The organism is Streptomyces sp. NPDC003284 (assembly GCF_053589675.1).
The window spans coordinates 437,473-462,080 of the sequence record NZ_JBSFSI010000003.1; the positions used below are offsets into that span (position 1 = coordinate 437,473).

Genomic DNA, 24,608 nt, shown 5'->3' on the forward strand with positions numbered 1-24,608 from the left:
GAACCCGCCGCGGGCCGCGGACTGAACCCGGCGCGCGGCCGGGCGGGCGCCGCACCCGCCCGGCCCGCCCGGCCCGCCCGATCCATCCATCCGGGCCCATCCGATCCATCCGGGCCCGCCCGGCCCATCCGCCCCCCGGCCCCGCGAACCACCCCCGCCGCCCCCCACGCAAGGCGACTTTCCGCCGATCTATTGCATCGTTGCAAATCGTGTGCCAAGGTCGCGCCATCGAGTTCACATCGCGTTAACGAGGTGAATACCCCTATGAGCGGAGCGATGGCACGCCGGCGGTTTCTGGCCCTCGGCGGCGGCCTTGCCCTGACCGGAGGGCTCGCGGCGTGCTCCTCCCCGCTCGCGTCCGGTCTGACCGGCTCGCAGCCGGACACCGCGGACGTCATCTTCTGGAACCTCTTCAGCGGCGGCGACGGCGCCAACATGGTGCTGATGGAGGACGCCTTCCGGAAGGCCAGTCCGGGCACCTCGGTCGAGGCGACCGTCCTGGGCTGGGGCAACCCGTACTACACGAAGCTGGCGCTGGCCACGGCGAGCGGCACGCCCCCGGACGTCGGCATCGCCCATCTGTCCCGGCTGCCGCTGCTGGCCGCCGCCGGACTGCTGGAGCCGGTCGAGCGGACCGGGCTGCCCGAACTGGGCGTCACCGCGGACCGCTTCACCCCGGCGGCCTGGCAGAAGGCCACCGTGGACGGCACGGTGTACGCGGTGCCCCTGGACACCCACCCCTTCGTGCTCTACTACAACGTCGACCTGGCCCGTAAGGCCGGTCTGCTCGACGCCGCCGGTGACGGCCTCGTCCCGCTCAAGGGCAAGGACGACTTCCTGGCCGCGGTGAAGGCGATGAAGGAGACCGCCGGCGCCCAGTACGGGGCGGCGATGTCGGTCACCGCCGACCCGTCGACGGCGTGGCGCTGCTTCAGCATGATCTACTCCGGGCTCGCCGGTCCGGTCGTCACCGACTCCGGCACCCGGATCGCCCTGGACGCCGAGGCGGTGCAGGAGACGGTCGCCTTCCTCCAGAGCCTGACCGCCGGCGGTCTGATGCCGAAGAACCTCAACGGCTCCGGCGCCAACGCGCTGTTCAGCACGGGCAAGGCCGGCTTCCTCTTCGACGGCGAGTGGCAGATCCCCTCGTACCGCCTGGTCAAGAGCCTGCGCTTCAACGTCGTGCCGTTCCCGGCGCTGCTCGGGCCGAGGCCGGTGGCGTACGCCGACTCGCACGCGCTGGTCGTGCCGCGCAACGACCGGCGCCCGGCGGCCCGCACCCGCGACGCGGCCCGGTTCGTCAAGAGCCTCCTGGACCACAGCGCCGTCTGGGCCGAGGGCGGCCACATCCCCGCGTGGCTGCCGACCCAGCGCAGCAAGGCGTTCCTCGACCAGTCGCCGCAGCGCAACTACGTGCGGGCCGCCTTCGACGCCCAGTACGACCCCGCCGCCTGGTACACCGGCGCGGGCTCGGACTTCCAGAGCGTGGTGGGCGGCACGGTCATCGAGGCCATCGCGGGGCGGCTTACGCCCAGGGCGGCGGTCCCGGCCCTGCGCTCGGATCTGAAGCGGTTCACCACGGCCCGACCGCCGGTCACGATGAAGTAGGAGGCAGTCACCCATGACGACCGTCGTCTCGACGCGACCGGCGGCCCCGGCGTCCGCGGCCGACCAGCGGGCCGACCGGCCGCCCCGGCCCGAACGCCGGGCCGGGCTGCTGCTCACCGCGCCCTTCTTCGTGATCTACCTGCTGTTCCTGGTCGGCCCGCTGCTGGTGGGCGTGGTGCTGAGCTTCTTCAACGCCACCACCGTCAAGAGCGGCCTGGGAGACTGGGTCGGCCTGTCGAACTACCGCGAGGTGGTCACCGACCCGCTGTTCTGGGACGCCCTGTGGCACTCGGTGCTCTTCACTCTGCTGACCACGCCCCCGCTGGTCGTGCTCGCCCTGGTCGCCGCCGTCCTCGCCTCGCGCGTGCGGCGCGGCCGGCTCTTCTACCGGCTGGCGTTCTTCGCGCCGTACGTCGTGCCCTCGTCCGTGGTCGCGCTGATCTTCCTGTGGATGTACACCCCGGAGATCGGACTGATCCCGAAGGTGTTCGGGGCCGTGGGACTGCCGGTGCCCGACTTCATCGGCAGCACCTCGGGCGGCTGGACCGCCGTGACCCTGATGACCCTGTGGTGGACCTTCGGCTTCAACTTCGTCCTGTACACCGCCGCGATCCAGGACGTCCCGCCCGACGTGTACGAGGCGGCCGCGATCGACGGGGCGAGTCCCTGGCAGCAGATCCGGCACATCACCGTGCCGCTGCTGGGCCGGACCACCAGCCTGGTGCTGATCCTCCAGATCCTCGCCTCGCTCAAGGTGTTCGACCAGATCTACCTGCTGCTGGCCGGCGGTCCCAACCAGTCGACGCGGCCGGTCATCGAGTACATCTACGACACCGGCTTCACCTCCTACCGCGGTGGCTACGGCGCCGCCGCCACCATGGTCTATTTCGTCATCATCGTCGCGATCTCGGCGGCCTGGTACGGGCTGCGCCGCCGCCGTGCGGCCGGCGCCGCGGCCTGAGCGGAGCACCCATGACCACCATGACCCCCGTCACCCCGCCCCGGTCCACCGCGGCGCGGAACGCGCCCTCGGTCAACGGCGCGAAGCTCTTCAACCGGCTGTGCGCCGTGTGCCTGACCCTGTTCGCGCTGATCTGGCTGGTGCCCTTCCTGTGGGCGCTCGCCACCTCGCTGCGCCCGGACGGGTCGATCACCGAGAACCCGACGTCGCCGTTCGCGGGCGGCTGGTCCCTGCACGCGTACTCCTACGCCTGGGACAACTACCCGATCGGCTCCTGGTATCTGAACAGCCTGGTCATCTCGGTCCTCGCCGTGGTGTTCACGCTGGCCTTCGGCTCGATGGCGGGCTTCGCGCTGGCCTTCCTGCGCTACCGCGGCCGCGGCGCGGTCGTCGCGCTGGTCGCGGCGGGCCTGATGCTGCCGAGCGAGGCGCTGGTGCTGCCCCAGTTCATCGAGTACCGGTCCTTCCACCTGCTCGGCACGTTCTGGGCGCTGATCCTGCCCTCGGTCGCGGCCCCGCTGTCCGTCTTCGTCTTCCAGTCGTTCTTCCGCGGCATCCCGGTGGCGCTGATCGAGGCCGCCCGCATCGACGGCGCGAGCTGGTGGCGGGTCTACGCGACGGTCTGCATGCCGCTGTGCCGGCCGGCCCTGTCCACGGTCGCCATCCTCACCTTCATCACCTCGTGGAACTCCTTCCTGTGGCCGCTGCTGGTGCTCAACCAGACCAAGTCGCAGACCATCCCGGTGGGCCTGGCCTCCCTGGTCAACAACAGCAACATCCAGTACGCCGAGGTCATGGCCTCCTCCGTGCTCGGCTTCCTGCCGCTGATCGCCGTCTTCCTGGTCTTCCAGCGCCAGATCGTCCAGGGCATCGCGACCACCGGCATCAAGTGACGGCACCGCGCGGCGGCCGGGGCGGCTAGGATTCCGGGCCATGGGCCTGACCGTGGACGACGTGGACCGGTTCGAGGCATCCAGGCCGCGCCTGGAGGCCATCGCCTACCGCCTGCTCGGCTCGGCGAGCGAGGCGGAGGACGCCGTGCAGGACACGTTCCTGCGCTGGCAGGCCGCCGACACCGGCCGTATCGAGGTCCCCGAGGCCTGGCTGACCAAGGTCCTCACCAATCTGTGCCTCAACCAGCTCACCTCCGCCCGCGCCCGCCGCGAGACCTACGTCGGCCAGTGGCTGCCCGAACCGCTGCTCGCCGGTGACCCGATGCTCGGCCCCGCCGACACCGCCGAACAGCGCGACTCCCTCTCGTACGCGGTCCTCGTCCTGCTGGAGCGCCTCTCCCCGGCCGAGCGCGCGGTCTACGTGCTGCGCGAGGCGTTCGGCTACACGCACCGCGAGATCGCGGCGATCCTCGACCTCACCGAGGCCGCCAGCCAGCAGACCTTCCACCGGGCCAGGAAGCACGTCGCGGACGGCCGGCCCCGCGCCGAGATCGACGGGGCCGCCGCCCGGCGGGTCGTCGAGGAGTTCCTCGCCGCGGCCACCAGCGGCCGGACCGAACCGCTGGTCCGGCTGCTCACCCAGGACGCGGTCGCGGTCGGCGACGGCGGCGGGAAGGTCCCGGCGCGGGCCACGGCGTTCGAGGGCGCCCGCGCGGTCGCCATGTTCATGCGCGGCCTGTTCAAGCCCAGCCCGGCCAAGCGCGCCCTGGCCGGCGGCTCGCCGGAGGTGTACATCGGCACCGCCAACGGCGGCCCCGCCGTGGTGGCACTCGTCGACGGTCGGGTCATCGGCGTCATCTGCCTGGAGATCACGGCCGAGGGCATCGCCGCGTTCCGCAGCCAGGTCAACCCCGACAAGCTGGAGCGCGCCACCCTGCGGTGGGCGCGGGAGGACCACGGCGCGCCCCTCTTCCACGCCTACTGACCCCTCCGGGGGGATGTGATTCCACGCCTACTGACCCCTCCCGGGGGGATGTGAGGTGCTTCACATCCCCTCCCTGTCAGGAAACGGCGGGCCGCCCGGTTCAAGGGGCGAACCCGCTCAAGACAGGAGCATGGAGATGCAGCACCGCATCATCGTCCTCGGAGCCGGATACACCGGAGCCAGCGCCGCCGGACGCCTCGCCAGGCGGCTGCGCCGCGAAGACGTCGCCATCACCCTCGTCAACACCGAACCCGACTTCGTCGAACGCGTCCGGCTGCACCAGCTCGCGTCCGGCCAGGACCTCGCGCCCCGCCCGCTGCGCAAGATGTTCGAGGGCACCGGTGTCACCCTGCGGATCGCGCGGGTCACCGGCCTCGACGCCGACCGCCGGACCGTGACCGTCCGCGACCCGGACGGCACCGGCGAGGCCGAGGAACTGACGTACGACACCCTCGTCCACGCCCTCGGCAGCGCCTGGGACGGCCGCGGTGTGCCGGGCGCCGCCGAGCACGCCCACGAGGTCGCCTCCCGCGCGGGGGCCCTCCGGCTGCGGGAACGCCTGGCCGGACTGGCGGCGGGGGCGCCCGTGGTCGTCGTCGGCGGCGGGCTCACCGGTCTGGAGGCCGCGACGGAGATCGCCGAGGCCCGCCCGGACCTCGACGTCGCCCTCGTCGCGCGCGGCGGCCTCGGCGAGCCCCTCTCGCCCAAGGGCCGCCGCCATCTGCGGAAGGTCTTCGACGGGCTCGGCGTCACCGTGCACGAGCACACCGCCGTCACCGCCGTCGAGGCCGGCCGCGTCACCACCGGCGACGGCACGCCGATCCCAGCCGAGGTCACCGTCTGGACCGCCGGTTTCGCCGTCCACCCGCTCACCCGGGACACCACCCTGGAGGTCTCCGGCACCGGGCAGGTCGTGGTCGACGCGACCATGCGCTCGCTCTCGCACCCGCAGGTCTACGCCATCGGCGACGCGGCCCTCGCGGCGGGCCCCGGCGGCAAGCCGCTGCGCATGTCGTGCGCCACGGGCATCCCCTCGGCGTGGCAGGCCGCCGACGCCATCGCCGCCCGCCTGACCGGCACCAAGCTCCCGAACGTGCCGCTGCGCTACTTCAACCAGTGCGTCTCGCTGGGCCGCAGGCAGGGCCTGATCCAGTACGTCACCGCCGACGACCGCGCGGTCCGGGCGGCCCTGACCGGCCGGACGGCCGCCCTCTACAAGGAGGTCGTCTGCAAGGGCGCCGCCTGGGGCGTCGCCCACCCGACGCTCGGACTCCCGGTCCGCCGCCGCCCGGTCCTGCCCGCGCCCGCCGGGACGGACCCGGCGGCCGGGGCGGGGGCGGCGCGGACGGAACCGGTGGCCGAGGCGGGCGCCGCCGCCGAGTCCCCGGCCTGAGCGGTACGGCGGGGCCGCGCGCGCTCAGCCGGAGGGCGGTGCGTCGCGGTCCCCGCCCCGCTCGCGCGTGGCCCGGCGGTACTCCGCGTTGATGCGCTGGGCCTCCTCCAGCTGATCCTCAAGAATGACGATGCGGCAGGCGGCCTCGATGGGGGTGCCCTTGTCGACGAGTTCGCGGGCCCGCGCGGCGATCCGCAACTGGTAGCGGGAGTAGCGGCGGTGGCCGCCCTCGGAACGGAGCGGAGTGATCAGACGGGCCTCGCCGAGTGCGCGCAGGAACCCCGGGGTGGTGCCGAGCATCTCGGCGGCCCGCCCGATCGTGTAAGCGGGGTAGTCGTCGTCGTCCAGTCGATCGTTGAGCGGATTGCCTGCTGTCATGTCACCTCGTTGCGCAACGCTTCGAGGGAAATTGAACACCATGCGCCCGCTCCGCCGCCCGGCCAGGTCGGCGGACACCCGTGCGATCCGGCCGCGGTGGGATCACCGCGGCCGGGTTCAGCGCTGCTGGGCCGTCCGCGGCGACCCGGACGACGACCGCCGCGCCCCGCGGCGCGGCGCCTCACCGGCTGACCGGCCCTGGCCACCGCCGCCACGGCGGCCGCCGCGGGACGACGCCGGAGCGGAACGTTCCGCCGCCGCGCCCGCAGCAGCGGAACGGGAGGGGGAAGCGCCGGAACGGGAGGGGGCGGCGGTGCCCGACGCCGTGCCGGAGTCCGCCGCCGCGCCCGACCGGGACGAGGACCGGCGCGACCGGGAGCGGGAGGAGCGCCCGGACCCGGACCCGGATGCACCGGACGCACCGGACGACGACCGGCCGGAGCGGGGACCGGCCTGCGCCGGGACCGGCGCCGCGACGACCACCGGGACACCGGAAGGTTCCTGGGCGCCCGTGATGCGGTGCAGCTCGCTGTCGCCCGCGCGCACCGGGGTGATCCGCGGGGTGATCCCGGCCGCGGCCATCAGCCGGCTCACGTCCCGGCGCTGCCCGGGGGTCACCAGGGTGACGACACTGCCGGACTCGCCGGCCCGAGCCGTACGGCCGCCGCGGTGCAGGTAGTCCTTGTGGTCGGTGGGCGGATCGACGTTGACGACGAGGTCGAGGTCGTCGACGTGGATCCCGCGCGCCGCGACGTTGGTCGCGACCAGCACCGTCACCTGCCCGCTCTTGAACTGGCCGAGGGTCCGGGTGCGCTGCGGCTGGGACTTGCCGCCGTGCAGCCCGGCCGCGCGGACACCGCTCTTCAGCAGGTGCTTGGTCAGCCGGTCCACCGCGTGCTTGGTGTCCAGGAACATGATCACCCGGCCGTCGCGCGCCGCGATCTCGGTGGTGGTCCGGTGCTTGTCGGCGTCGTGCACATGCAGCACGTGGTGCTCCATCGTGGTGACGGCACCGGCCGAGGGGTCCACGGAGTGGACCACCGGGTCGTTCAGGTAGCGGCGGACCAGCAGGTCGACGTTGCGGTCCAGGGTGGCCGAGAACAGCATCCGCTGCCCGTCCGGGCGCACCTGGTCCAGCAGGGCGGTGACCTGCGGCATGAAGCCCATGTCGGCCATCTGGTCGGCCTCGTCCAGGACGGTGACGGCCACGTCGTCCAGCTGGCAGTCGCCGCGGGCGATGAGGTCCTTGAGCCGTCCCGGGGTCGCGACGACGACCTCGGCCCCGGCCCGCAGCGCACCGGCCTGGCGGCCGATCGACATTCCGCCGACCACGGTGGCGGGCGGCTTGAGGCCCACGGAGCGGGCGTACGGGGTGAGGGCGTCGGTGACCTGCTGGGCCAGCTCGCGGGTGGGGACCAGGACGAGGCCGAGCGGACGCCGGGGCTCGGCCCGGCGGCCCGCCGTACGGGCCAGCAGCGCGAGGCCGAAGGCGAGGGTCTTGCCGGAACCGGTGCGGCCCCGGCCGAGCACGTCCCGTCCGGCCAGGGAGTTCGGCAGCGTCGCGGCCTGGATCGGGAAGGGCGTGCTCACGCCCTCCCGGCCGAGGGTGGCCAGCAGCTCCGGCGGCAGGGCGAGTTCGGCGAACGACTCGACCGCGGGCAGCGCGGGGGTACGGGTGCGGGGCGGCGCGAAGTCGCCCCGGGCGGCGGCAGGGCGGCGTACGCGGCTCTGGGCGCGGCTCATACGGGAACCTTCCTTGATGCGACACGTATCAAGGAATTCCCGCAGCGGTGGAGCGGCGCGGAGAATCGCGAGAACGGGCCGAAGAGGCGAAGGGCGAAGGGTGAAGGTGACGCAGGGTGAAAGCTGGAAAGGCGCGGGACGGAGGCCGGAAGGAAATGCGGGCGGGTAAAGCGATCGGGCACACCTGATGATGCCCCGAACAACCTCAACACCGCCCGGACGGCGGAAATTCCCGTGCCGCCCCCGGAAACGCAGCGAGCTGGGGCCCGCACCTCACGGTGCGGGCCCCAGCTGCGAAAGTACGCGTCTGCGCGGGTGGGCGTCAGGCGGGGACGATGTTCTCGGCCGTCGGGCCCTTCTGGCCCTGACCGATGTCGAACGTCACCTTCTGGCCCTCCAGCAGCTCACGGAAGCCGGACGTCGCGATGTTCGAGTAGTGGGCGAAGACGTCGGGGCCGCCGCCGTCCTGCTCGATGAAGCCGAAGCCCTTTTCCGAGTTGAACCACTTCACGGTGCCGGTAGCCATTTGTTTCTCCTTCGGGACGGTGCTCGGAGTTCCGCCCTGTGCGGACTCCGGTCGCCGTGATGATCACCCCGTCGAGAAAACGGTCAGGCAACCACAACTGCAACTGCCGTCGACACTAGCACGTCCCTCACCGGCCCGCGCGGGGTCCATAATTGCCTTCCGCACACCGCCCGGGAATACTTCCCGGACGGTACGGCAATTCCTCACCCCGCCACCACAGATATTGCGCCGCCCCGGCCGCAGGCTCGGCGGCCCCGGGTCACAGGACGCGGACGTTCGAGGCGTTGTCCCAGCCCATGTCGGGCATGAGGCCGCCGATGGAGCCCTTGCCGTTCCCGTGGAAGACGAAGACCTGGTAGTCGATGGGCCGCATGATGTCGGAGCGCCCGTCGCCGTCCACGTCACCGGTCGCGATCACCGGCTGGTCCGCGGGCCAGGAGTAGGGCAGCTTCTTGCGCGTGCCGAAGGCGCCCTTGCCGTTGCCCGGGTAGAGCCACAGGGCGCGCGCCCCGTCGCGGGCGAGCAGGTCGGCCTTGCCGTCACCGGTCATGTCGCCCGGAGCCGCGAGCTGTTTCATGGAGTTCCAGCCGCCGGTGCCGCTGAGCCTGCGGGCGCCGAAGGTGCCCTTGCCGTTGCCCGGGTACAGCCACAGCTTCCCGGCGGTGTCGCGGGCCAGCAGGTCCCTGCGTCCGTCGCCGGTCAGGTCACCGGCCGCGCTGATCTCGCGCATGCTGTTCCAGCCGCCGCCGACCCGTATCCGGGTGCCGAAGGCCCCGTCGCCGCGGCCGGGGTAGAACCACAGGGTCCCGGACTTGTCCCGGGCGTACAGGTCCTCCTTGCCGTCCCCGTTGTGGTCGCCGTGCCGGACCAGCTGCGTCATGCTGTTCCAGCCGCCCCCGACGAGCCTGCCCCTGGTCGACCCGTCGGCGTTGGCGATGCCCGGCAGGAACCACAGCCGGCCGTCGTCCGCGCGCTCCAGGAGGTCGGCGCGGCCGTCGTTGTCCAGGTCGCCGAACCGGGACACCGCGGGCAGTCCGGCGGGCCGTGCGCTCTCCGGGTCGCGGGACCAGTCCATCCAGGGGGTGCCCTGGACGGCCTCGTGCTCGGTGGTGGCGACCCGGATCGAGCTGAACTTGTTGTCCAGCGTGCCGTCGAACGCGCCGCTCAGGTCGATGGGCCCGTTGTGCGGGAGGACGAGCAGCGTGGTACCGCCCCTGTACTTGGCGTCGGTGAACGCGACGGCCCACAGCGAGCTGTTGTTGACCAGCGACGAGGTCGTGTTGTCGAACCGGCCCAGGGTGGGCTGGCTCGACGAGACGATCTTCATCTCGCCCTTGTAGTCGCCGTACTGGAACAGGCAGAGCTTGCCCGCGGGGCAGCGGGCGGAGTTGTCCTTGGCCGCCGCCTGCGGGGCGACGGTGACCAGGGTGGCCAAGGAGGCGGCGAGGGCGGCGGCGGCGCCGAGGGCGCGCCGGGCGGCGGTGCGCCGGTTCGGCCGGGACGCGCCCGGGGCACGCCGGCCCCGGGAGGTGCGAGGCATGGATGAGTTTCCGTTCGGTCGGAAGGATCCGGTCAGGTCCTGGGCAGCAGGTGCCGGCCAGGGGATCTCGGCCCGGAGGGGGCGGAATCGGCCCGGAGGGGGCGGGATGGGACCGGAGGGGGCGGGAGCGGATACGGCCGGTCAGAGCGCCAGGGCGTCGGACGGCAGGCCGGCGAATTCCTTCGGGGCCCGGAGGCCGCCGTCCGCGGCGCCGGTCCCCGGGTACACCCGCAGCCCGTGCGAGCCGGGCACGTGGGCGACCAGGTCGGGCCGCCCGTCACCGGTGACATCGCCCACGCCGGCCAGTTCGGTGAGCGAGTTCCAGCCGCTCTTGCCGATGAGCCGGCGCGCGCCGAAGGTGCCCTTGCCGTTGCCGGGGTAGAACCACAGCTTCCCCGCGGTGTCGCGGGCCACCAGGTCCGCCCGCCGGTCGGTGTTCATGTCGCCCGCGCCGACGAGCTCGTTGATCGACTTCCAGCCGTCACCGACCTTCTTGCGCGCCCCGAAGACACCCTTGCCGTTGCCCGGATACGTCCACAGGGTGCCCGAGGTGTCGGCGGCGAGCAGGTCGGCCCTGCCGTCGCCGGTGAGGTCGCCCGCGGCGGCGAGGTCGCGCACGCTGTTCCAGCCGCCGCCGACCCGTATCCGGGTGCCGAAGGACCCGTCGCCGCGGCCGGGGTAGAACCACAGGGTCCCGGACTTGTCCCGGGCGTAGAGGTCCTCCTTGCCGTCCCCGTTGTGGTCGCCGTGCCGGGTGAGCAGGGTCATGCTGTTCCAGCCGCTTCCGACCAACCGGTCGTGTCCCGGGCTGTTGGCTGCGTGGGAGGTCCACAACTGGCCGAATTTGTTGCGGGAGACGAGGTCGGTGTAGCCGTCGCCGTTGAGGTCGCCGAAGGCGTCGAGGGCGGTCGGCGCCGCGGGCCGGTGCTTCGGCCCGTTCTCCCAGCCGTAGGTCGCGTAGCGGCTCTCGCCCTCGCAGAACCAGTCGGCCTCCGGCCCCAGGTCCAGCGAGCTGATCGCGTTGTCCAGCTCAGGTGTGGCGCTCTCGTCGAAGGAGCCCCGCCCCGCGTACTCATGGGCTCCGCCCTGCCTCGGGTCCAGTCCCGGAGCGAGGTTGAAGCACACCGGCCAGTCGCTGTAGTTGACGTAGGAGCTGATGCGGTTGTCCCACGCGCCGAGGTTCAGCATGCTGCCCTTGACGACCAGCATCTGGCCTTTGCCCAGCGGATCGCTGAAGACGCAGAGCTGACCCCAGGAGCAGCGGTCGTATCCGCTCGCGGCCTGGGCGGGCGCGGTGGTCGCGGTCCCGAGGAGAGCGGCTGCGGCAGCAGCCGTCAGCGCGCCGCGAAGGACGCGCGAAGAAGTCGGACGCACTCAGATCCCCAGAATGTGCGCGATGTCCGGGACACGCGTGTCCCGGACCTGTGAATATTATGTGCATGATATAGACACGTTGTTTGGCTCAAACGCACGTGCGCCGGGGGGAGTTCTCGCCGCTGTGGCCGGTCAGGCCGTCCTCCCAGCCCAGGGGGAAGGGCTCGTGGGCGCCGGCGGCCGGGGCGGGGGGTTCGCCGCCGGCCTCGTTGAAGGCGGCGAGGGCGTCGATGAGGGCGGTGCGCTGCGCCGGGTCGAGGCGTTCGACGATGGCGGCGATCTCGGTGCGGCGCCGTGCGGTGACGTCCTCGACGGTCCGGCGGCCCTCGTCGGTGAGCTGGAGGAGGGTCTCGCGGCGGTTGACGGGGTTGGGGCGGCGGTCGGCCAGTCCGGCGGCGATGAGCCGGTCGATCATGCGCATGGCGGTGGACGGTGCCACCTGGAGCAGTTCGGCGAGGGCGACGAGCTTGGTGGCGCCGCGGGTGGAGAGCGCGACCAGCATGCGGAGCTGGGGCAGGGTGACCCGGTCCTCCACCGCGGCGAGCGAGCGGGCGGAGACCGCGACCAGCAGCCGCGAGGCGGTCAGCACCGCCCGGGTGACCGTATCGACGTCGTCCGTCGTCCCCGCAGGGATCTCACGGTCGTCCGTCGCCCCCACAGAGGTCTCACGGTCGTCCGTCGCCACAGAGGTCTCGCGATCGTCCGTCGTCCCCGCGGGGGTCTCACGCTCCGGCATGCGTCCTTTCTACCGCGGACCCTGCCGAAGACCCTCCCCATGAACGAACCGAACATTTAGACTGTGCAAAGGTACGGGGCCGAAGCATCGCGGGGAACGGCCGGGGTTCCCGCCCGTGACCTCGTCCGTCCGACCAGCGGAAGGCGCCGATGGCACACCCCAGCTCACCGGAACCGCACCGCCCCCGGCTGCCCGTCGGCCGACGGCGCCTGGTCGCGCGCGCACCGATCCTCCTGTTCCGCGCGGGACTCGGGTGGGTGTTCGGCAAGCGGCTGCTCCTGCTGCACCACACCGGCCGGGTCAGCGGACTCCACCGCCGGGTGGTCCTGGAGGTCGTGCAGCACGACGCGTCGGGCTGGACCGTCGCCTCGGGATTCGGGCCGCGGGCCGCCTGGTACCGCAACCTGCGCGCCCAGCCGAAGACCGTCGTCCAGGTCGGCAACCGGCACCACGCCGTCACCGCCCATTTCCTCACGCCCGACGAGGGCGCCGCCGTCATGTCCCGCTACGCCGCCCGCACTCCCCGGCTCGCCCGCCGCCTCTGCGCGTTCATGGGCTTCCACGCGGCCGACGACGCGACCCTGTTCCGCGAAGCGGGCCGGGCCATCCCGTTCGTGCGTCTGACGGCTGATCCCGTCCGCGCGCCTGACCGCTCATCCTGATCCCGCGTCACCGCCCGGGGAATCGCCGGTGGGTGCTGGGTGAGGGACCAGAAGGGCCCCGGTCCGGAGCCCCGGACCGGGGCCCCGTCACTCGTGCGGGCCCGCGGGTGTCACCAGCCGAGCGGGTCCTTGTCGGTCCCGATGATCCCCGCCGACGCGGACGGAGCCGCGGGGGCGTCGTGGCAGGTGAAGCCGAGCCGGGTGAGGGCCCGGCGCATCTCGGCGGTGGTGAAGTCGCGGCGGTTCTGACGGGTGATCACCTCGCCGACCTGCATGACGGGGTAGACCCGGCGGCCGATGGTCACGGACACACCGGTGACGGTCTCGGGGGTGATCCCGCTCATGGACTGCTCGACCTCGCTCTTGAGCAGGTCGAACGGGAAACGGGCGATGACACAGCGCATGAATGCCTCCACAGGGGATGGGGAAGGCCGCCGCCGGGGCGGACGGCCGTGTGACGGCGGTCGGAACGGGACCGGACCGGGACCGGCGTGCGGTCAGGTCAGGGTCAGGGGGTGAACGGCCCGCGGCCGGGGGCGTGCATGGGATCACGGGCGGACAGGCCGGTGCCGTCGTCGTGGCCGGCCCGCCGGGTGCGCGGCACAAGCGGGAAGGACGTCAAAGGCTTCTCCTCTTCGACTTCGTCGGACGGGTCGTCGGTCGTCAGTCGTTCGTCTTCGTCGTGCCGGGCCGCGCCCGTGCCGCACGGCGCGGTCTACGCGGTGTTCCCCCGCACGGCTCCGCGGACCTGCCCGGAGACCCGGCCGCTCCCGCCCCGCCCGGTACCGCGGCCGCTGCCTCGCGCCCCGCCCGTACCGCGCGCTCCGCCGCGCCCCCTGCGGTGGCGTCCGGCGGGGGCCTCGTCCTCGCGGCGGCTCTCGGCCGGTGCGGCGAGGGTGACCGGGACGCCGGAGGGGGTCCGGGCGCCGGTGATGCGCTGCAACTCGTCCTCGCCCGGACGGATCCGGGCGGAACGCGGAGCGATACCCGCGTCGGCCATCAGCCGGTCCATCGCGCGCCGCTGGTGCGGGAGGACCAGGGTGACGACGGTGCCGGACTCACCGGCGCGTGCCGTACGGCCGCCGCGGTGCAGGTAGTCCTTGTGGTCGCCGGGCGGGTCGACGTTCACGACGAGGTCGAGGCCCTCGACGTGGATCCCACGGGCGGCGACGTTGGTGGCGACCAGCGCGGTGACCTGGCCGCCCTTGAACTGGGCGAGCGTCCGGTTGCGCTGCGGCTGGGACTTGCCGCCGTGCAGGGCCGCGGCGCGCACGCCGACGGACAGCAGGTGCTTGGCGAGCCGGTCGGCCGCGTGCTTGGTGTCCAGGAACATGATCACCTGGCCCTCGCGGGCGGCGATCTCGGTCGCGGCGGTGTGCTTGTCGGCGTCGTGCACGTGGAGCAGATGGTGCTCCATCGTGGTGACCGCCCCGGCGGACGGGTCGACCGAGTGCACGACGGGGTCGTTCAGGTAGCGGCGGACCAGCAGGTCGATGTTGCGGTCCAGGGTGGCCGAGAACAGCATCCGCTGGCCGCGCGCCGGAACCTGGTCGAGCAGGGCGGTGACCTGCGGCATGAAGCCCATGTCGGCCATCTGGTCGGCCTCGTCCAGGACGGTGACCGCGACCTGGTCCAGCACGCAGGCGCCCCGCTCGATCAGGTCCTTGAGACGGCCGGGCGTCGCGACGACGACCTCGGCGCCGCCGCGCAGCACATGCGCCTGGCGGCCGATCGAGACGCCGCCCACCACGGTGGCGAGCCGCAGGCGCAGCGCACGGGCGTAGGGGGCGAGCGCGTCGGTGACCTGCTGGGCCAGTTCCCGGGTCGGTACGAGGACCAGCGCGAGCGGCTGCCGGGGCTGGGCCCGCTGCCCGTCCAGCCGGGCCAGCACCGGCAGCCCGAAGGCGAGCGTCTTGCCCGAGCCCGTACGGCCCCGGCCCAGGACGTCCCGGCCGGCCAGCGTGTTCGGCAGCGTGGCCGCCTGGATCGGGAAGGGCACGCTCACGCCCTCGGTGACGAGCGCGGCCGACAGCCCTGCGGGCAGGTCGAGTTCGGCGAACGTCTCGACGGCGGGCAGCGGTTCGGTGAGGGTGACCGGGAGGGCGAACTCCTGGCGGCGTGGGGCGCTGCGGCCGCTCTGCCGGGCCGGTCGCCCGGTGCCCGTACGGGAAGCCTGGCGGCCCGCTCCCTGACCGCGGAAGCGACCGCCGGAAGAAGAGCCGGACGAGCGAGAGCCGGATGAGCCGGACGTGCCGGAGGCACCGGACGTGCCACCGGTACGACGGATGCGGTTCATGGAGGAACCTTCCTCGATGCGGCGTATCGAGGAATTCCGTCCAGCGGCGTCGGCCGCACGAGGATTCGCAAGAATGAGCCGAAGAAAAAGAAGAGCCGGGCCTCGTGGCACTGAAGGCCGGGACGGCCGGCGGTCCGGGAGAATCCGGACGGGAAAAACCAACGAGCTGGGGCCCGCACCCCAAGAGCGCGGGCCCCAGCACGTGATGCGCGGGCCCTGGGCCCGCGACGACTCGCGTCAGCGTCAGGCGGGAACGATGTTCTCGGCCTGCGGGCCCTTCTGGCCCTGCGTGACGTCGAAGGTAACCTTCTGGCCTTCCTGAAGCTCGCGGAAGCCGGAGGTGGCGATGTTCGAGTAGTGGGCAAACACGTCAGCGCCGCCGCCGTCCTGCTCGATGAAGCCGAAGCCCTTTTCCGCGTTGAACCACTTCACGGTGCCAGATGCCATATTGAATCTCCCTTGAGGGGCAGTGCCGGACTCCGCACTTTACGAAGGCCGAGTCGCCGCGATGATCACCCCTCCGGAAAGATCCCGGAAAGCTCTGCAAAGAAAAAATCTCTGGCAACCAAAACTGCAACTGGTATCACGCTAACACACGTCCGTTGGCGGCGCCCATGCCTTTTCCGTGGTGTCCGCGAATTCCTGCCGTGCCCCGGCGGGTAATCCTGCACTCACCGCAGCCGGTAATCCTGTGCCGACGACACCAGGTTTCCGCGCCGCACGCACCCAGCTTTCCACCCCCTGCGGAGGCCCGCGCGCATGCCCTCCCCGCCCCTCCGCACCGCGGCCCGCTACGCGCGGCGCCGCCACCCACGGTCCGCGGCACCGGAGCCTCAGCCCCTAGGGCCGAACATGAATCCGCCAGCACCGAAAACCTTCCCCAGCAACCACAGATTTCCGCACCGGCAGGACGCACAGACAGCCGCCCCGCCCCCGCCTGCCCCCCCGGTCCTTAGGAGCGCTGCATCACCACGAGCAGCACCACCAGCGCGATCAGCAGCGCACCGGCCACCGACGCCAGGACGATCTTCGTCGCGCTGTACGGCCGTTCGCCGATGACCTCACCGGTCCGGGCGTTGACCATCACCGGCCACGCCCGGCCCGCGTGGACATAGGTCAGGAACCAGACGGGCAGCAGCACCAGCTTGTAGGTGAGACCGCTGTAGGAGGTGGACATCGAGTGCACCCGCTGCTCGTCGCCGCCGATGTCCCGCCGGCAGTCCGCGCGGATCACCGGCTCCATCCGCGCCTTCGCCGCCTCCAGACCCGCCTCCGGCTCGACGTCGTAGCGGACGGTGCGGAAGCCCGCCAGGTACTCCTCCTGGTACGGGACCGTCTCCGCCAGCGGCCAGGGGGTCAGCTTGTCCAGTTCCTCCACCGGGACCTGGCCGCTGCCGGGCACCAGCACATCGTCGAAGAACCGCTCGACCGTCCCGGACGCGCGGTGCCAGCGGGTGTGCCGCACCTTCCGGGTCTGGCCCTCGGAGTCCTGCTCCTCCACCCAGTAGTACTCGCCGCGCTCGCCGCTGTAATGGGTCGTCGTCTGCGCGTCGTACGTCCAGTGCGGGAGGTAGCTGCCCCGGAAGCTCTCCGCCTCGGTGACCTTCTTCAGCTCGTCGGGCGCGAACCAGCGGGACCTGGTCCACTTCGCCAGCGCCTCACGGGCCTGCTCGCGGCCCACCCCGAAGGGCAGCACCGCCTCGGGCACCACGCGCTCGGTGCCGGAGGCGTCCGCGACCAGCGGGGTCGCGCAGAACTGGCACTTGTCGCTGAGCGTGTCGCTCTCGGTCACCGCGTGGCAGCCGGGGCAGGTGTACACCTTCACCTGGTCCGGCGCGACCGCCCGGAGGGGCAGCGCGGCCAGCTCCTCGAACGGGTGCTCGGTCACCTGTCGCGGCACCGGTGTGATGCCCTGCTCGTGCCGGCAGTACGGGCAGCGCAGCGCGTACGTCCCGGGCGCGTACTCGCTGACCCCGCCGCACGCCTCGCAGTGGAACGCCCGGTCGGGAGCCGGGACGACGTCCTGATCCGTCAACTCACTTCTCCTTGCGGCCTGTTGCCGGAGGATTCCGGCCGACGTGACGGATCTCAGCCCTGCGGGGGCAGCGGGGGCAGCGGCGGCGGGACATCGGCGAGCAGCGGCGCCAGCTCCGGGATCTGGTCCGCGGGCTGCCAGGCGGCCTGCCCGTTGCGCCAGACCAGCGTGGTCCGGTTCAGGTTCCCGGCCGCGACCTGCCCGGCGAGCGCGCTCTCGTCGTACGGGCCCTGCTGCTGCCCGCCGACCGCGAGGAACCAGCGCGGCGCGCTGGGCAGCGGCGGCGGGACGCCGGGCCCGGCGGGCTGCGCCGGAGCGGGAGCCGGGGCCACCGGCGCGGCGGGGGTCTGCGCAGCCGCCGTACCGGCCGCGGTGCTCTGCACGATCCGCTGCCCGAGCGCCATGCCGACGCCCAGTCCGAGCGCCTCGCCACCGGTGCCGGGGTTGGCCGCGGCGATCGGGATCGCGTCGGCCGCCTGGAGCTTGGCGTAGTCGTCGAGGTTGCCGGTGATCGTCATGCGGGAGCGGGTGTCGATCGCCGCCTCGATCTCCGGCGGGACGCTGATGTTCTCGATGTAGAACCGGGGGATGGCGATGCCGGTGGAGGACAGCTCCACGGTCAGCGCCTCGGCCAGCTGCCGCCCGATGCCGTCCTGCCGTGCGGCCAGGTCCAGCAGCGGCACGCCGGACGAGCCCAGCGCGGAGCCCAGCTTGGAGACGATCAGCTGCCGCAGGTGCTCGCCGACCTCCTCGGTGCGGAACTGCGGGTCGGTGCCGACCAGTTCGCGCAGCAGCGCGGCCGCGTCCACCACCTTGGCCGCGAAGGTGCCGAAGGCGCGGACCCGGACCATGCCGAAGTCGGCGTCCCGAAGGATCACCGGGTTCTGGGTGCCCCACTTGAAGTCGGTGAACTGCCGGGTGGTGACGAAGTAGACCTCGGCCTTGAACGGCGACTCGAAACCGTGCTTCCAGCCCTTCAGCGTGGACAGCACCGGCATGTTCTGCGTCGTGAGGGTGTACGTGCCCGGCTGGTACACATCGGCCAGCCGCCCCTCGTTCACGAACACGGCCACCTGCGACTCGCGCACCACGAGCCGCGCGCCCATCTTGATCTCGTTCTCGTACCGCGGAAACCGCCACACGATCGTGTCCCGGCCGTCGTCGGTCCACTCGATGATGTCGATGAACTCACCGCGGATACGATCCATCAGCCCCACGACAACCCCCACTCCCCGCGCCTGTGCCGATCACCGCCCTCCCCGGCCCGTCCCGGGGCGATGACTGCACGGCGATCAGAGATCAGCCGACAGTATGCCCGCCCCCCGAACACAACAAAAAGGCCCAGGTCTCTGACCTGGGCCTCGATGGAGCGGGTGACGAGAATCGAACTCGCGCTCTCAGCTTGGGAAGCTGATGTTCTACCATTAAACTACACCCGCGTAAGACGCCGACGGAGTCGGTGTCCGGTGCTCGCTCACTCTACCCCATCGCTGACCCCCGGTGCCGTCGTGCCGGGGGTCGGTGGTGTTTCGGGTGGGGGCAGGAGGGCGCCGGTGGGGCGGAGTTGGGCGTACGGTGGGGGTGTGGGGGAAGGTGCCGGCGGGGCCGGAGCGCCGCCTGGTGGGTCGTCTCTTTGATCCCGTAATGTGGCTTTTGTCGTCAGGTGGCAGAAGGCCAGACGGGGTTCTGGGGAAGGGACTTGAGGGCTTGATGGAGCGCACCGTCGTCCGTTGTGCCGAGGGGCACGTGTTCAGCACCGCTTCGTTCCCGATGCAGCAGGCCGAGCGGCTCGGTCCCGGGCGGCTCGTCCGGTGCCCCCGGTGTGCCCGGCTCCGCAGTGCGGTGCCGGTGCCGGTGCTGATCGGGAAGCAGTGAAGCACTGAAGCACTGAAGCAGTGAAGCAGTAGGGCGCGGAGCAGGAGCGCGCGGCTGAGCCGGGGCGTGGGTCCGTCCGATTGCGGGGGGTCCGCGCCCCTTGCGTATCCTCGGGGAGTGCTTCTCTCAGACAAGGACATCCGGGCCGAGATCGACGCGGGCCGGGTGCGGATCGATCCCTACGACGAATCCATGGTGCAGCCGTCGAGCATCGACGTGCGGCTCGACCGCTACTTCCGGGTGTTCGAGAATCACCGCTACCCCCACATCGACCCCTCGGTCGAGCAGCCGGACCTCACCCGGCTCGTGGAGCCGGACGGCGACGAGCCGTTCATCCTGCACCCCGGTGAGTTCGTCCTCGCCAGCACGTACGAGGTCATCGGCCTGCCCGACGACCTCGCCTCCCGGCTGGAGGGGAAGAGCTCGCTCGGGCGGCTCGGGCTGGTGACGCACTCCACCGCCGGGTTCATCGACCCCGGCTTCTCCGGGCACGTGACGCTGGAGCTGTCGAACCTCGCCACCCTGCCGATCAAGCTGTGGCCGGGCATGAAGATCGGGCAGCTGTGCATGTTCCGGCTGACCTCGCCCGCCGAGGCCCCGTACGGCAGCGAGCGCTACGGGTCCCGCTACCAGGGGCAGCGCGGTCCGACCGCCTCGCGCTCCTATCTCAATTTCCACCGGACCCAGGTCTGATCCGAGGGGCACCACCACATGAGCGACGTACGAGAGAACCTCACCTACGAGCGGTTCGGCACCGCTGTCCGCGAACTCGCGCAGACCATCGCCGACGACGGGTTCCGGCCGGACATAGTGCTGAGCATCGCGCGCGGCGGGGTCTTCGTCGCCGGTGGCCTCGCCTACGCCCTGGACTGCAAGAACATCCACCTGGTGAACGTGGAGTTCTACACCGGGGTCGGCACCACGCTGGAGATGCCCGTGATGCTCGCGCCCGTGCCCAACGTGATCGACTTCTCCGACAAGAAGGTCCTGATCACCGACGACGTCGCCGACACCGGCAAGACGCTCAAGCTGGTCCGCGACTTCTGCCTCGACACCGTCGCCGAGGTGCGCAGCGCCGTCGTCTACGAGAAGTCCCACTCGCTCGTGAAGTGCGAGTACGTCTGGAAGCGCACCGACGACTGGATCAACTTCCCGTGGAGCGTCGAGCCGCCCGTCGTGCGGCGGGCCGGACAGGTCCTCGACGCCTGAGGGAACTGGGGGAGCGGGGGAGAACAGAGGAGGGGGGTCCCGGCGCGATCGCCGGGACCCCCCTCACCCCTTCTCACGTCCGCGTCCGCGGCTCTAGAACGTCCCCAGCTTCACGATCGACAGCAGCGCGATCAGCTGGATCGCCGACGCGCCCAGGGCCTTCGGCCAGGGCAGGTCGTGGGAGCGGCTGACCATCAGGGTCAGCAGGGCGCCGCCCGCGATCCAGGTGGCCCAGCCCAGGAGCTGGACGAAACCGGCGTCGCCGCCGAGGAACATGGCGACGACCAGGCGCGGCGCGTCCGTGAGGGACATGATCAGCATGGACAGGCCGACCGTGGGCTGCCAGGCGCCGTCGCCGCCGAGCTGGCGGGCCAGGGTGTGGGTGACCACGCCCAGGACGAACGCGCTGACCATCATGGCCACGGCCGTGATCAGGACGATCGGGACCGCGTTGGACAGGGTGGCGTTGATGGCGTCCGAGCGGGCGCCGTCGAAGCCGAAGACGGCCAGCAGGCCGTAGAGGAACGTCACGACGAGGGCGGGGCCCCACATCGTGTAGTCGCGCATCCGGAGGAACGTCTGGTTCGGCGCGACGACGATCCCGCGCAGCAGGTCCTTCCAGTGCAGGCGGGGTCCGATCGGGCCGGCCGGGGCCGAGCCCGCGCGGTACATCTCGCCCTGCGAGTACGGGTCCTCGCCGATCGCGAACGCCTGGGTGCTGCCCGGGTTGTCGGCCGCGTACGGATCGGGTCCCGAGCCCGCGGGAGCCGATCCGTCACCGAAGTACTCCGGCTCGCCGTGACCCCCGTGACCCCCGTGGCCGCCGTACCCTCCATGACCGCCGGGGCCGCCCTGTCTGCCCTGCCCGCCGTGACCGGCGGGGCCTCCCGGTGCGCCGTAGCCGCCGCCGTTCGCCGCGGGCCAGCCGCCGCCCGTGCCGGAGCCGGCGTGCGGGGGACGGCCGTACTGCGGTTGCTGCTGCGGGTACGGCTGTGGCGCCGACGGGTAGCCGTGCGACGGCGCCCGGGGCGGCGTCTGCTGTCCGTACGGGGGTTGTTGAGGGCGCGCTTGCGGGGCCCGGTCGTCCCGGCCGCCGCGTCCGATCCTGAATCCAGCCACGTCGTCGAACGTACCCGCTCCCGGCGAACGGCGTGCGGGGGCCGGGGTGTACGGGCCGGGTTTGCGGCCGAGCTGTGACATCCCCTAGGGGAGGCGCCGGGCGCCTCTCAGGGGACCTTCAGGGGCGCGCGCCGAGACCCCGCGCTCCTGGCGCACCGGGGGTCCGCGGGGCGCCGTGGACCGCTTCCGGCCGCCTTCCGTGGGGCGCGGGCGGTCCGGGGTGCGGGAGGGGCAGGATGGAGGTATGAGCGTAGTCAAGATCAACGTACTGACCGTGCCCGCCGAGCAGCGGGAGACGCTGGAGAAGCGGTTCGCCTCGCGGGCGCACACCGTGGAGAACTCCGACGGGTTCGAGTGGTTCGAGCTGCTGCGGCCCGTCGAGGGGACCGACACCTACCTCGTCTACACCCGGTGGCGGGACGAGGAGTCGTTCAAGGCCTGGATGGAGGGGCCGATGAAGGCCGCGCACCAGGGCGGCGGGGAAGGCGGCGGCGCGGGCGGCGAGCGGCCGCGCCCGGCGGCCTCCGGTTCGACCCTGTGGTCCTTCGAGGTGGTGCAGCAGGCGGCCCCCAAGACCGCCTGAGACCGGAAGACCGGCGGCGGGCACTCGACGAACCCCACGGCGAAACAGGCGACGAAACAGGCGACGAAACAGGCGACGAAACACACGACGGCGCCCCCTGCCTGTGCGGGGCAGGGGGCGCCGTCGTGTCCGTACTCCTCGGTGGCGAGCCGTCACTTCACCGGTTCGGGCTCCGGCGCGTTCTCGCTCTCCGCCTCGCCGGCCGGGTCCACCGGCGTCCTGACGGAGTCCAGCAGCAACTGGGCGACGTCCACGACCTGGACGGACTCCTTGGCCGTGCCGTCGTTCTTCTTGCCGTTGACCGAGTCGGTCAGCATGACCAGGCAGAACGGGCAGGCGGTGGAGACGATGTCCGGGTTGAGGGAGAGGGCCTCGTCGACGCGCTCGTTGTTGATGCGCTTGCCGATGCGCTCCTCCATCCACATCCGCGCGCCACCGGCGCCGCAGCAGAAGCCGCGCTCCTTGTGGCGGTGCATCTCCTCGTTGCGCAGGCCCGGGACGCTGGCGATGATCTCGCGCGGCGGGGTGTAGATCTTGTTGTGGCGGCCCAGGTAGCACGGGTCGTGGTAGGTGATGATGCCCTCGACCGGGGTCACCGGGACCAGCTTGCCCTCGTCCACGAGGTGCTGGAGCAGCTGGGTGTGGTGGATGACCTCGTAGTCGCCGCCGAGCTGCGGGTACTCGTTGCCGAGGGTGTTGAGGCAGTGCGGGCAGGTGGCGACGATCTTCTTGGCCGACTTGGGCTTGCGGGACTCGTCGGTGACCTTGCCGTCGTCGTCCATCTCCTCGCCGAAGGCGGCGTTGAGGGACATGACGTTCTCCATGCCCAGTTCCTGGAACAGCGGTTCGTTGCCCAGGCGGCGGGCCGAGTCACCGGTGCACTTCTCGTCGCCGCCCATGATCGCGAACTTGACGCCCGCGATGTGCAGCAGCTCGGCGAAGGCCTTCGTGGTCTTCTTCGCCCGGTCCTCCAGCGCCCCCGCGCAGCCGACCCAGTACAGGTACTCGACCTCGGACAGGTCCTCGATGTCCTTGCCGACGACCGGGACCTCGAAGTCGACCTCCTTGAGCCACTCCAGGCGCTGCTTCTTGGCCAGGCCCCAGGGGTTGCCCTTCTTCTCCAGGTTCTTGAGCATCGTGCCCGCCTCGGACGGGAACGCGGACTCGATCATCACCTGGTAGCGGCGCATGTCGACGATGTGGTCGACGTGCTCGATGTCGACCGGGCACTGCTCGACGCAGGCGCCGCAGGTGGTGCACGACCACAGGACGTCCGGGTCGATGACGCCGCCCGTGGCGAAGCCGCTGTCGGACACAGCCCCGGCGGTGCCGATCAGCGGCCGCTCCGCCTCCGCGAGCGCGGCGGCCGGGACGTCCTTCAGGGCCTCCTCGGACGCCTTCTCCTCGCCCTCCGCGTTCTTGCCGCCACCGGCCAGCAGGTAGGGGGCCTTGGCGTGCGCGTGGTCGCGCAGGGACATGATCAGCAGCTTGGGGGAGAGCGGCTTGCCGGTGTTCCAGGCCGGGCACTGCGACTGGCAGCGCCCGCACTCGGTGCAGGTGGAGAAGTCCAGCAGGCCCTTCCAGGAGAAGTGCTCGACCTGCGAGACGCCGAACACGTCGTCCTCGCCGGGGTCGGTGAAGTCGATCTCCTTGCCGCCCGACGTCATCGGCTGGAGCGCGCCCAGGGCCGTACCGCCGTCGGCCTCGCGCTTGAACCAGATGTTCGGGAAGGCCAGGAACCGGTGCCAGGCCACGCCCATGTCCGTCTTCAGCGCGACGGTGATCATCCAGATGAACGACGTGGCGATCTTCAGGCCGGCGAAGAAGTAGGTGAGGTTCTGGAGGGTGGAGACGTCCATGCCGCGCAGCCAGGACACCACCGGGTAGGAGATGAAGAACGACGCCTCGTAGCCGCTCACGTGGTGCTGGGCGCCCTCCAGGGCGTGCAGCATGAAGATGCAGACGCCGACGATGAGGATGACGGCCTCGACGAAGTACGCCTGGCCGAAGTTGGAGCCGGCGAAGCGGGACTTGCGGGCCGGCTTGTCCGGGCGGCTCAGCTGGCGGACCGCGATGAGGACCAGGATGCCGAGCACGGTCATGGTGCCGATGAACTCGACGAAGACGTTGTACGGCGCCCAGTCGCCGATGACCGGCAGGATCCAGTCGGCCTTGAACAGCTGCCCGATGGCGTTGACGATCGTCAGCAGCAGGGAGAAGAAGCCCACCGCCACGAACCAGTGCGCCACGCCGACGATGCCCCAGCGGTTCATCCGGGTGTGGCCCAGGAACTCCTTGACCACGGTGACGGTGCGCTGCGCGGGCTCGTCGGTCCGGGTCCCGGCGGGTACGGACTGCCCGAGCCGCAGGTAACGGAAGATCTGGAGGACGGCGCGGCCGAACAGTGCCACGCCGACCACGATCAGGACCAGCGACACGATGATCGCGGCGAGTTGCATTGGGGCTCCTGTGAGGCGGCCTCGACATTACTAAGCGGTAACTTATGCAGTCCGTCTGAGACTACCCCCATCCTCCGTCGCAATGTAGCCGGGCGCGGGGTGATCTGGGTCGCTGAGGGTCACCTGAGAGCCGCGCGGGGTCGCGCGGGCTGCTCGGGGGCGGTCCGGTGCGGCCGGGGCCTGCTCGGAGGGTACCGAGCGGGGGGTGTGCGAGGTGCGCGCGGGGCGTACGC

General features: G+C 71.7%; 22 protein-coding genes and 1 tRNA gene. 9 read left to right on the top strand and 14 right to left on the bottom strand.

The genetic code is table 11. From position 1 onward, the window contains the following. Positions 1 to 264: 264 nt before the first annotated feature. The 5 genes from ACWDYF_RS08960 (at position 265) to ACWDYF_RS08980 (ending at position 5,840) form a co-directional block, all read left to right on the top strand. Positions 265 to 1,608, top strand: a complete 1,344-nt coding sequence (locus tag ACWDYF_RS08960; RefSeq protein WP_389462670.1) for an extracellular solute-binding protein — start codon at positions 265 to 267, stop codon at positions 1,606 to 1,608. A gap of 13 nt (positions 1,609 to 1,621) precedes the next feature. Continuing rightward, the gene (locus ACWDYF_RS08965; protein ID WP_018569055.1) at positions 1,622 to 2,569 is read left to right on the top strand and encodes a carbohydrate ABC transporter permease; all 948 of its coding nucleotides are present in this window, start codon (positions 1,622 to 1,624) and stop codon (positions 2,567 to 2,569) included. Positions 2,570 to 2,580: 11 nt separating this feature from the next. Next, complete coding sequence (locus ACWDYF_RS08970) at positions 2,581 to 3,462, top strand: carbohydrate ABC transporter permease (protein ID WP_389462669.1); 882 nt, start codon at positions 2,581 to 2,583, stop codon at positions 3,460 to 3,462. Between the two features lie 40 nt (positions 3,463 to 3,502). Beyond that, a complete protein-coding gene (gene sigJ, locus ACWDYF_RS08975; RefSeq protein WP_389462668.1) occupies positions 3,503 to 4,447 on the top strand; it encodes an RNA polymerase sigma factor SigJ in 945 nt (314 codons plus the stop codon). A gap of 136 nt (positions 4,448 to 4,583) precedes the next feature. Next, positions 4,584 to 5,840: an NAD(P)/FAD-dependent oxidoreductase gene (locus tag ACWDYF_RS08980; RefSeq protein ID WP_389462667.1), complete on the top strand. Its 1,257-nt coding sequence runs from the start codon at positions 4,584 to 4,586 to the stop codon at positions 5,838 to 5,840. Positions 5,841 to 5,864: 24 nt separating this feature from the next. Here ACWDYF_RS08980 and ACWDYF_RS08985 read toward each other — a convergent pair whose 3' ends face one another. From ACWDYF_RS08985 to ACWDYF_RS09010, 6 genes are all read right to left on the bottom strand, one after another. Beyond that, the gene (locus ACWDYF_RS08985) at positions 5,865 to 6,218 is read right to left on the bottom strand and encodes a MerR family transcriptional regulator (RefSeq protein WP_018569051.1); all 354 of its coding nucleotides are present in this window, start codon (positions 6,216 to 6,218) and stop codon (positions 5,865 to 5,867) included. A gap of 117 nt (positions 6,219 to 6,335) precedes the next feature. After that, positions 6,336 to 7,961: a DEAD/DEAH box helicase gene (locus tag ACWDYF_RS08990; RefSeq protein WP_389462666.1), complete on the bottom strand. Its 1,626-nt coding sequence runs from the start codon at positions 7,959 to 7,961 to the stop codon at positions 6,336 to 6,338. 322 nt (positions 7,962 to 8,283) lie between these two features. After that, positions 8,284 to 8,487: a cold-shock protein gene (locus tag ACWDYF_RS08995; RefSeq protein ID WP_381741018.1), complete on the bottom strand. Its 204-nt coding sequence runs from the start codon at positions 8,485 to 8,487 to the stop codon at positions 8,284 to 8,286. Between the two features lie 259 nt (positions 8,488 to 8,746). Further along, entirely contained in the window at positions 8,747 to 10,027 is a 1,281-nt protein-coding gene (locus ACWDYF_RS09000; RefSeq protein WP_389462665.1) for an FG-GAP-like repeat-containing protein, read from the bottom strand. A gap of 141 nt (positions 10,028 to 10,168) precedes the next feature. After that, positions 10,169 to 11,401: an FG-GAP-like repeat-containing protein gene (locus ACWDYF_RS09005; RefSeq protein ID WP_389462664.1), complete on the bottom strand. Its 1,233-nt coding sequence runs from the start codon at positions 11,399 to 11,401 to the stop codon at positions 10,169 to 10,171. An 88-nt stretch (positions 11,402 to 11,489) separates the two neighbouring features. Beyond that, positions 11,490 to 12,137 (bottom strand): MarR family winged helix-turn-helix transcriptional regulator, encoded by a 648-nt coding sequence (locus ACWDYF_RS09010; protein ID WP_389462663.1) that lies wholly within the window; start codon positions 12,135 to 12,137, stop codon positions 11,490 to 11,492. A gap of 149 nt (positions 12,138 to 12,286) precedes the next feature. On the opposite strand from ACWDYF_RS09010, the gene ACWDYF_RS09015 reads away from it, so the two are divergent. Continuing rightward, on the top strand, positions 12,287 to 12,799 hold the full coding sequence (locus ACWDYF_RS09015; RefSeq protein ID WP_389462662.1) for a nitroreductase family deazaflavin-dependent oxidoreductase: 513 nt from the start codon (positions 12,287 to 12,289) through the stop codon (positions 12,797 to 12,799). A 110-nt stretch (positions 12,800 to 12,909) separates the two neighbouring features. On the opposite strand, the gene ACWDYF_RS09020 is transcribed toward ACWDYF_RS09015, so the two are convergent. The 6 genes from ACWDYF_RS09020 to ACWDYF_RS09045 form a co-directional block, all read right to left on the bottom strand. Continuing rightward, entirely contained in the window at positions 12,910 to 13,203 is a 294-nt protein-coding gene (locus ACWDYF_RS09020) for an SCO5918 family protein (RefSeq protein WP_018569044.1), read from the bottom strand. Positions 13,204 to 13,514: 311 nt separating this feature from the next. Further along, positions 13,515 to 15,095, bottom strand: coding sequence for a DEAD/DEAH box helicase (locus ACWDYF_RS09025; RefSeq protein WP_389462661.1), 1,581 nt, complete (start codon positions 15,093 to 15,095; stop codon positions 13,515 to 13,517). A gap of 243 nt (positions 15,096 to 15,338) precedes the next feature. Further along, a complete protein-coding gene (locus tag ACWDYF_RS09030) occupies positions 15,339 to 15,542 on the bottom strand; it encodes a cold-shock protein (RefSeq protein WP_007383480.1) in 204 nt (67 codons plus the stop codon). 505 nt (positions 15,543 to 16,047) lie between these two features. After that, positions 16,048 to 17,130, bottom strand: coding sequence for a hypothetical protein (locus ACWDYF_RS09035; RefSeq protein WP_381741009.1), 1,083 nt, complete (start codon positions 17,128 to 17,130; stop codon positions 16,048 to 16,050). Positions 17,131 to 17,183: 53 nt separating this feature from the next. Continuing rightward, on the bottom strand, positions 17,184 to 18,338 hold the full coding sequence (locus ACWDYF_RS09040; protein ID WP_381741008.1) for an SPFH domain-containing protein: 1,155 nt from the start codon (positions 18,336 to 18,338) through the stop codon (positions 17,184 to 17,186). A gap of 157 nt (positions 18,339 to 18,495) precedes the next feature. Next, a tRNA-Gly gene (locus tag ACWDYF_RS09045) sits at positions 18,496 to 18,569 on the bottom strand. Positions 18,570 to 19,122: 553 nt separating this feature from the next. Here ACWDYF_RS09045 and dcd point away from each other — a divergent pair. Together dcd and ACWDYF_RS09055 are read left to right on the top strand one after the other, a co-directional pair. Continuing rightward, complete coding sequence (dcd, locus tag ACWDYF_RS09050; RefSeq protein WP_018569038.1) at positions 19,123 to 19,698, top strand: dCTP deaminase; 576 nt, start codon at positions 19,123 to 19,125, stop codon at positions 19,696 to 19,698. Positions 19,699 to 19,716: 18 nt separating this feature from the next. Then, a complete protein-coding gene (locus ACWDYF_RS09055; protein ID WP_018569037.1) occupies positions 19,717 to 20,214 on the top strand; it encodes a phosphoribosyltransferase in 498 nt (165 codons plus the stop codon). A gap of 93 nt (positions 20,215 to 20,307) precedes the next feature. Here ACWDYF_RS09055 and ACWDYF_RS09060 read toward each other — a convergent pair whose 3' ends face one another. Further along, a complete protein-coding gene (locus ACWDYF_RS09060) occupies positions 20,308 to 21,414 on the bottom strand; it encodes a Yip1 family protein (protein ID WP_389462660.1) in 1,107 nt (368 codons plus the stop codon). Positions 21,415 to 21,577: 163 nt separating this feature from the next. Here ACWDYF_RS09060 and ACWDYF_RS09065 point away from each other — a divergent pair, with 163 nt between their 5' ends. Next, complete coding sequence (locus tag ACWDYF_RS09065) at positions 21,578 to 21,916, top strand: antibiotic biosynthesis monooxygenase family protein (protein ID WP_381740977.1); 339 nt, start codon at positions 21,578 to 21,580, stop codon at positions 21,914 to 21,916. A 152-nt stretch (positions 21,917 to 22,068) separates the two neighbouring features. Here ACWDYF_RS09065 and ACWDYF_RS09070 read toward each other — a convergent pair whose 3' ends face one another. Then, complete coding sequence (locus tag ACWDYF_RS09070; protein WP_389462659.1) at positions 22,069 to 24,375, bottom strand: (Fe-S)-binding protein; 2,307 nt, start codon at positions 24,373 to 24,375, stop codon at positions 22,069 to 22,071. Positions 24,376 to 24,608 lie beyond the last annotated feature (233 nt).

Bases quoted from the DNA above. Each gene is read 5' to 3' on its own strand.
- ACWDYF_RS09020 (WP_018569044.1), bottom strand. From the start codon at position 13,203: ATGCGCTGTGTCATCGCCCGTTTCCCGTTCGACCTGCTCAAGAGCGAG.
- ACWDYF_RS08995 (WP_381741018.1), bottom strand. From the start codon at position 8,487: ATGGCTACCGGCACCGTGAAGTGGTTCAACTCGGAAAAGGGCTTCGGC.
- ACWDYF_RS08990 (WP_389462666.1), bottom strand. From the start codon at position 7,961: ATGAGCCGCGCCCAGAGCCGCGTACGCCGCCCTGCCGCCGCCCGGGGC.
- ACWDYF_RS09010 (WP_389462663.1), bottom strand. From the start codon at position 12,137: ATGCCGGAGCGTGAGACCCCCGCGGGGACGACGGACGATCGCGAGACC.
- sigJ (WP_389462668.1), top strand. From the start codon at position 3,503: ATGGGCCTGACCGTGGACGACGTGGACCGGTTCGAGGCATCCAGGCCG.
- ACWDYF_RS08970 (WP_389462669.1), top strand. From the start codon at position 2,581: ATGACCACCATGACCCCCGTCACCCCGCCCCGGTCCACCGCGGCGCGG.
- ACWDYF_RS09060 (WP_389462660.1), bottom strand. From the start codon at position 21,414: ATGTCACAGCTCGGCCGCAAACCCGGCCCGTACACCCCGGCCCCCGCA.
- ACWDYF_RS08960 (WP_389462670.1), top strand. From the start codon at position 265: ATGAGCGGAGCGATGGCACGCCGGCGGTTTCTGGCCCTCGGCGGCGGC.
- ACWDYF_RS09055 (WP_018569037.1), top strand. From the start codon at position 19,717: ATGAGCGACGTACGAGAGAACCTCACCTACGAGCGGTTCGGCACCGCT.
- ACWDYF_RS09065 (WP_381740977.1), top strand. From the start codon at position 21,578: ATGAGCGTAGTCAAGATCAACGTACTGACCGTGCCCGCCGAGCAGCGG.
- ACWDYF_RS09040 (WP_381741008.1), bottom strand. From the start codon at position 18,338: ATGGATCGTATCCGCGGTGAGTTCATCGACATCATCGAGTGGACCGAC.
- ACWDYF_RS08985 (WP_018569051.1), bottom strand. From the start codon at position 6,218: ATGACAGCAGGCAATCCGCTCAACGATCGACTGGACGACGACGACTAC.
- ACWDYF_RS09000 (WP_389462665.1), bottom strand. From the start codon at position 10,027: ATGCCTCGCACCTCCCGGGGCCGGCGTGCCCCGGGCGCGTCCCGGCCG.
- ACWDYF_RS09015 (WP_389462662.1), top strand. From the start codon at position 12,287: ATGGCACACCCCAGCTCACCGGAACCGCACCGCCCCCGGCTGCCCGTC.
- ACWDYF_RS08980 (WP_389462667.1), top strand. From the start codon at position 4,584: ATGCAGCACCGCATCATCGTCCTCGGAGCCGGATACACCGGAGCCAGC.
- ACWDYF_RS09030 (WP_007383480.1), bottom strand. From the start codon at position 15,542: ATGGCATCTGGCACCGTGAAGTGGTTCAACGCGGAAAAGGGCTTCGGC.
- ACWDYF_RS09025 (WP_389462661.1), bottom strand. From the start codon at position 15,095: ATGAACCGCATCCGTCGTACCGGTGGCACGTCCGGTGCCTCCGGCACG.
- ACWDYF_RS09070 (WP_389462659.1), bottom strand. From the start codon at position 24,375: ATGCAACTCGCCGCGATCATCGTGTCGCTGGTCCTGATCGTGGTCGGC.
- ACWDYF_RS08965 (WP_018569055.1), top strand. From the start codon at position 1,622: ATGACGACCGTCGTCTCGACGCGACCGGCGGCCCCGGCGTCCGCGGCC.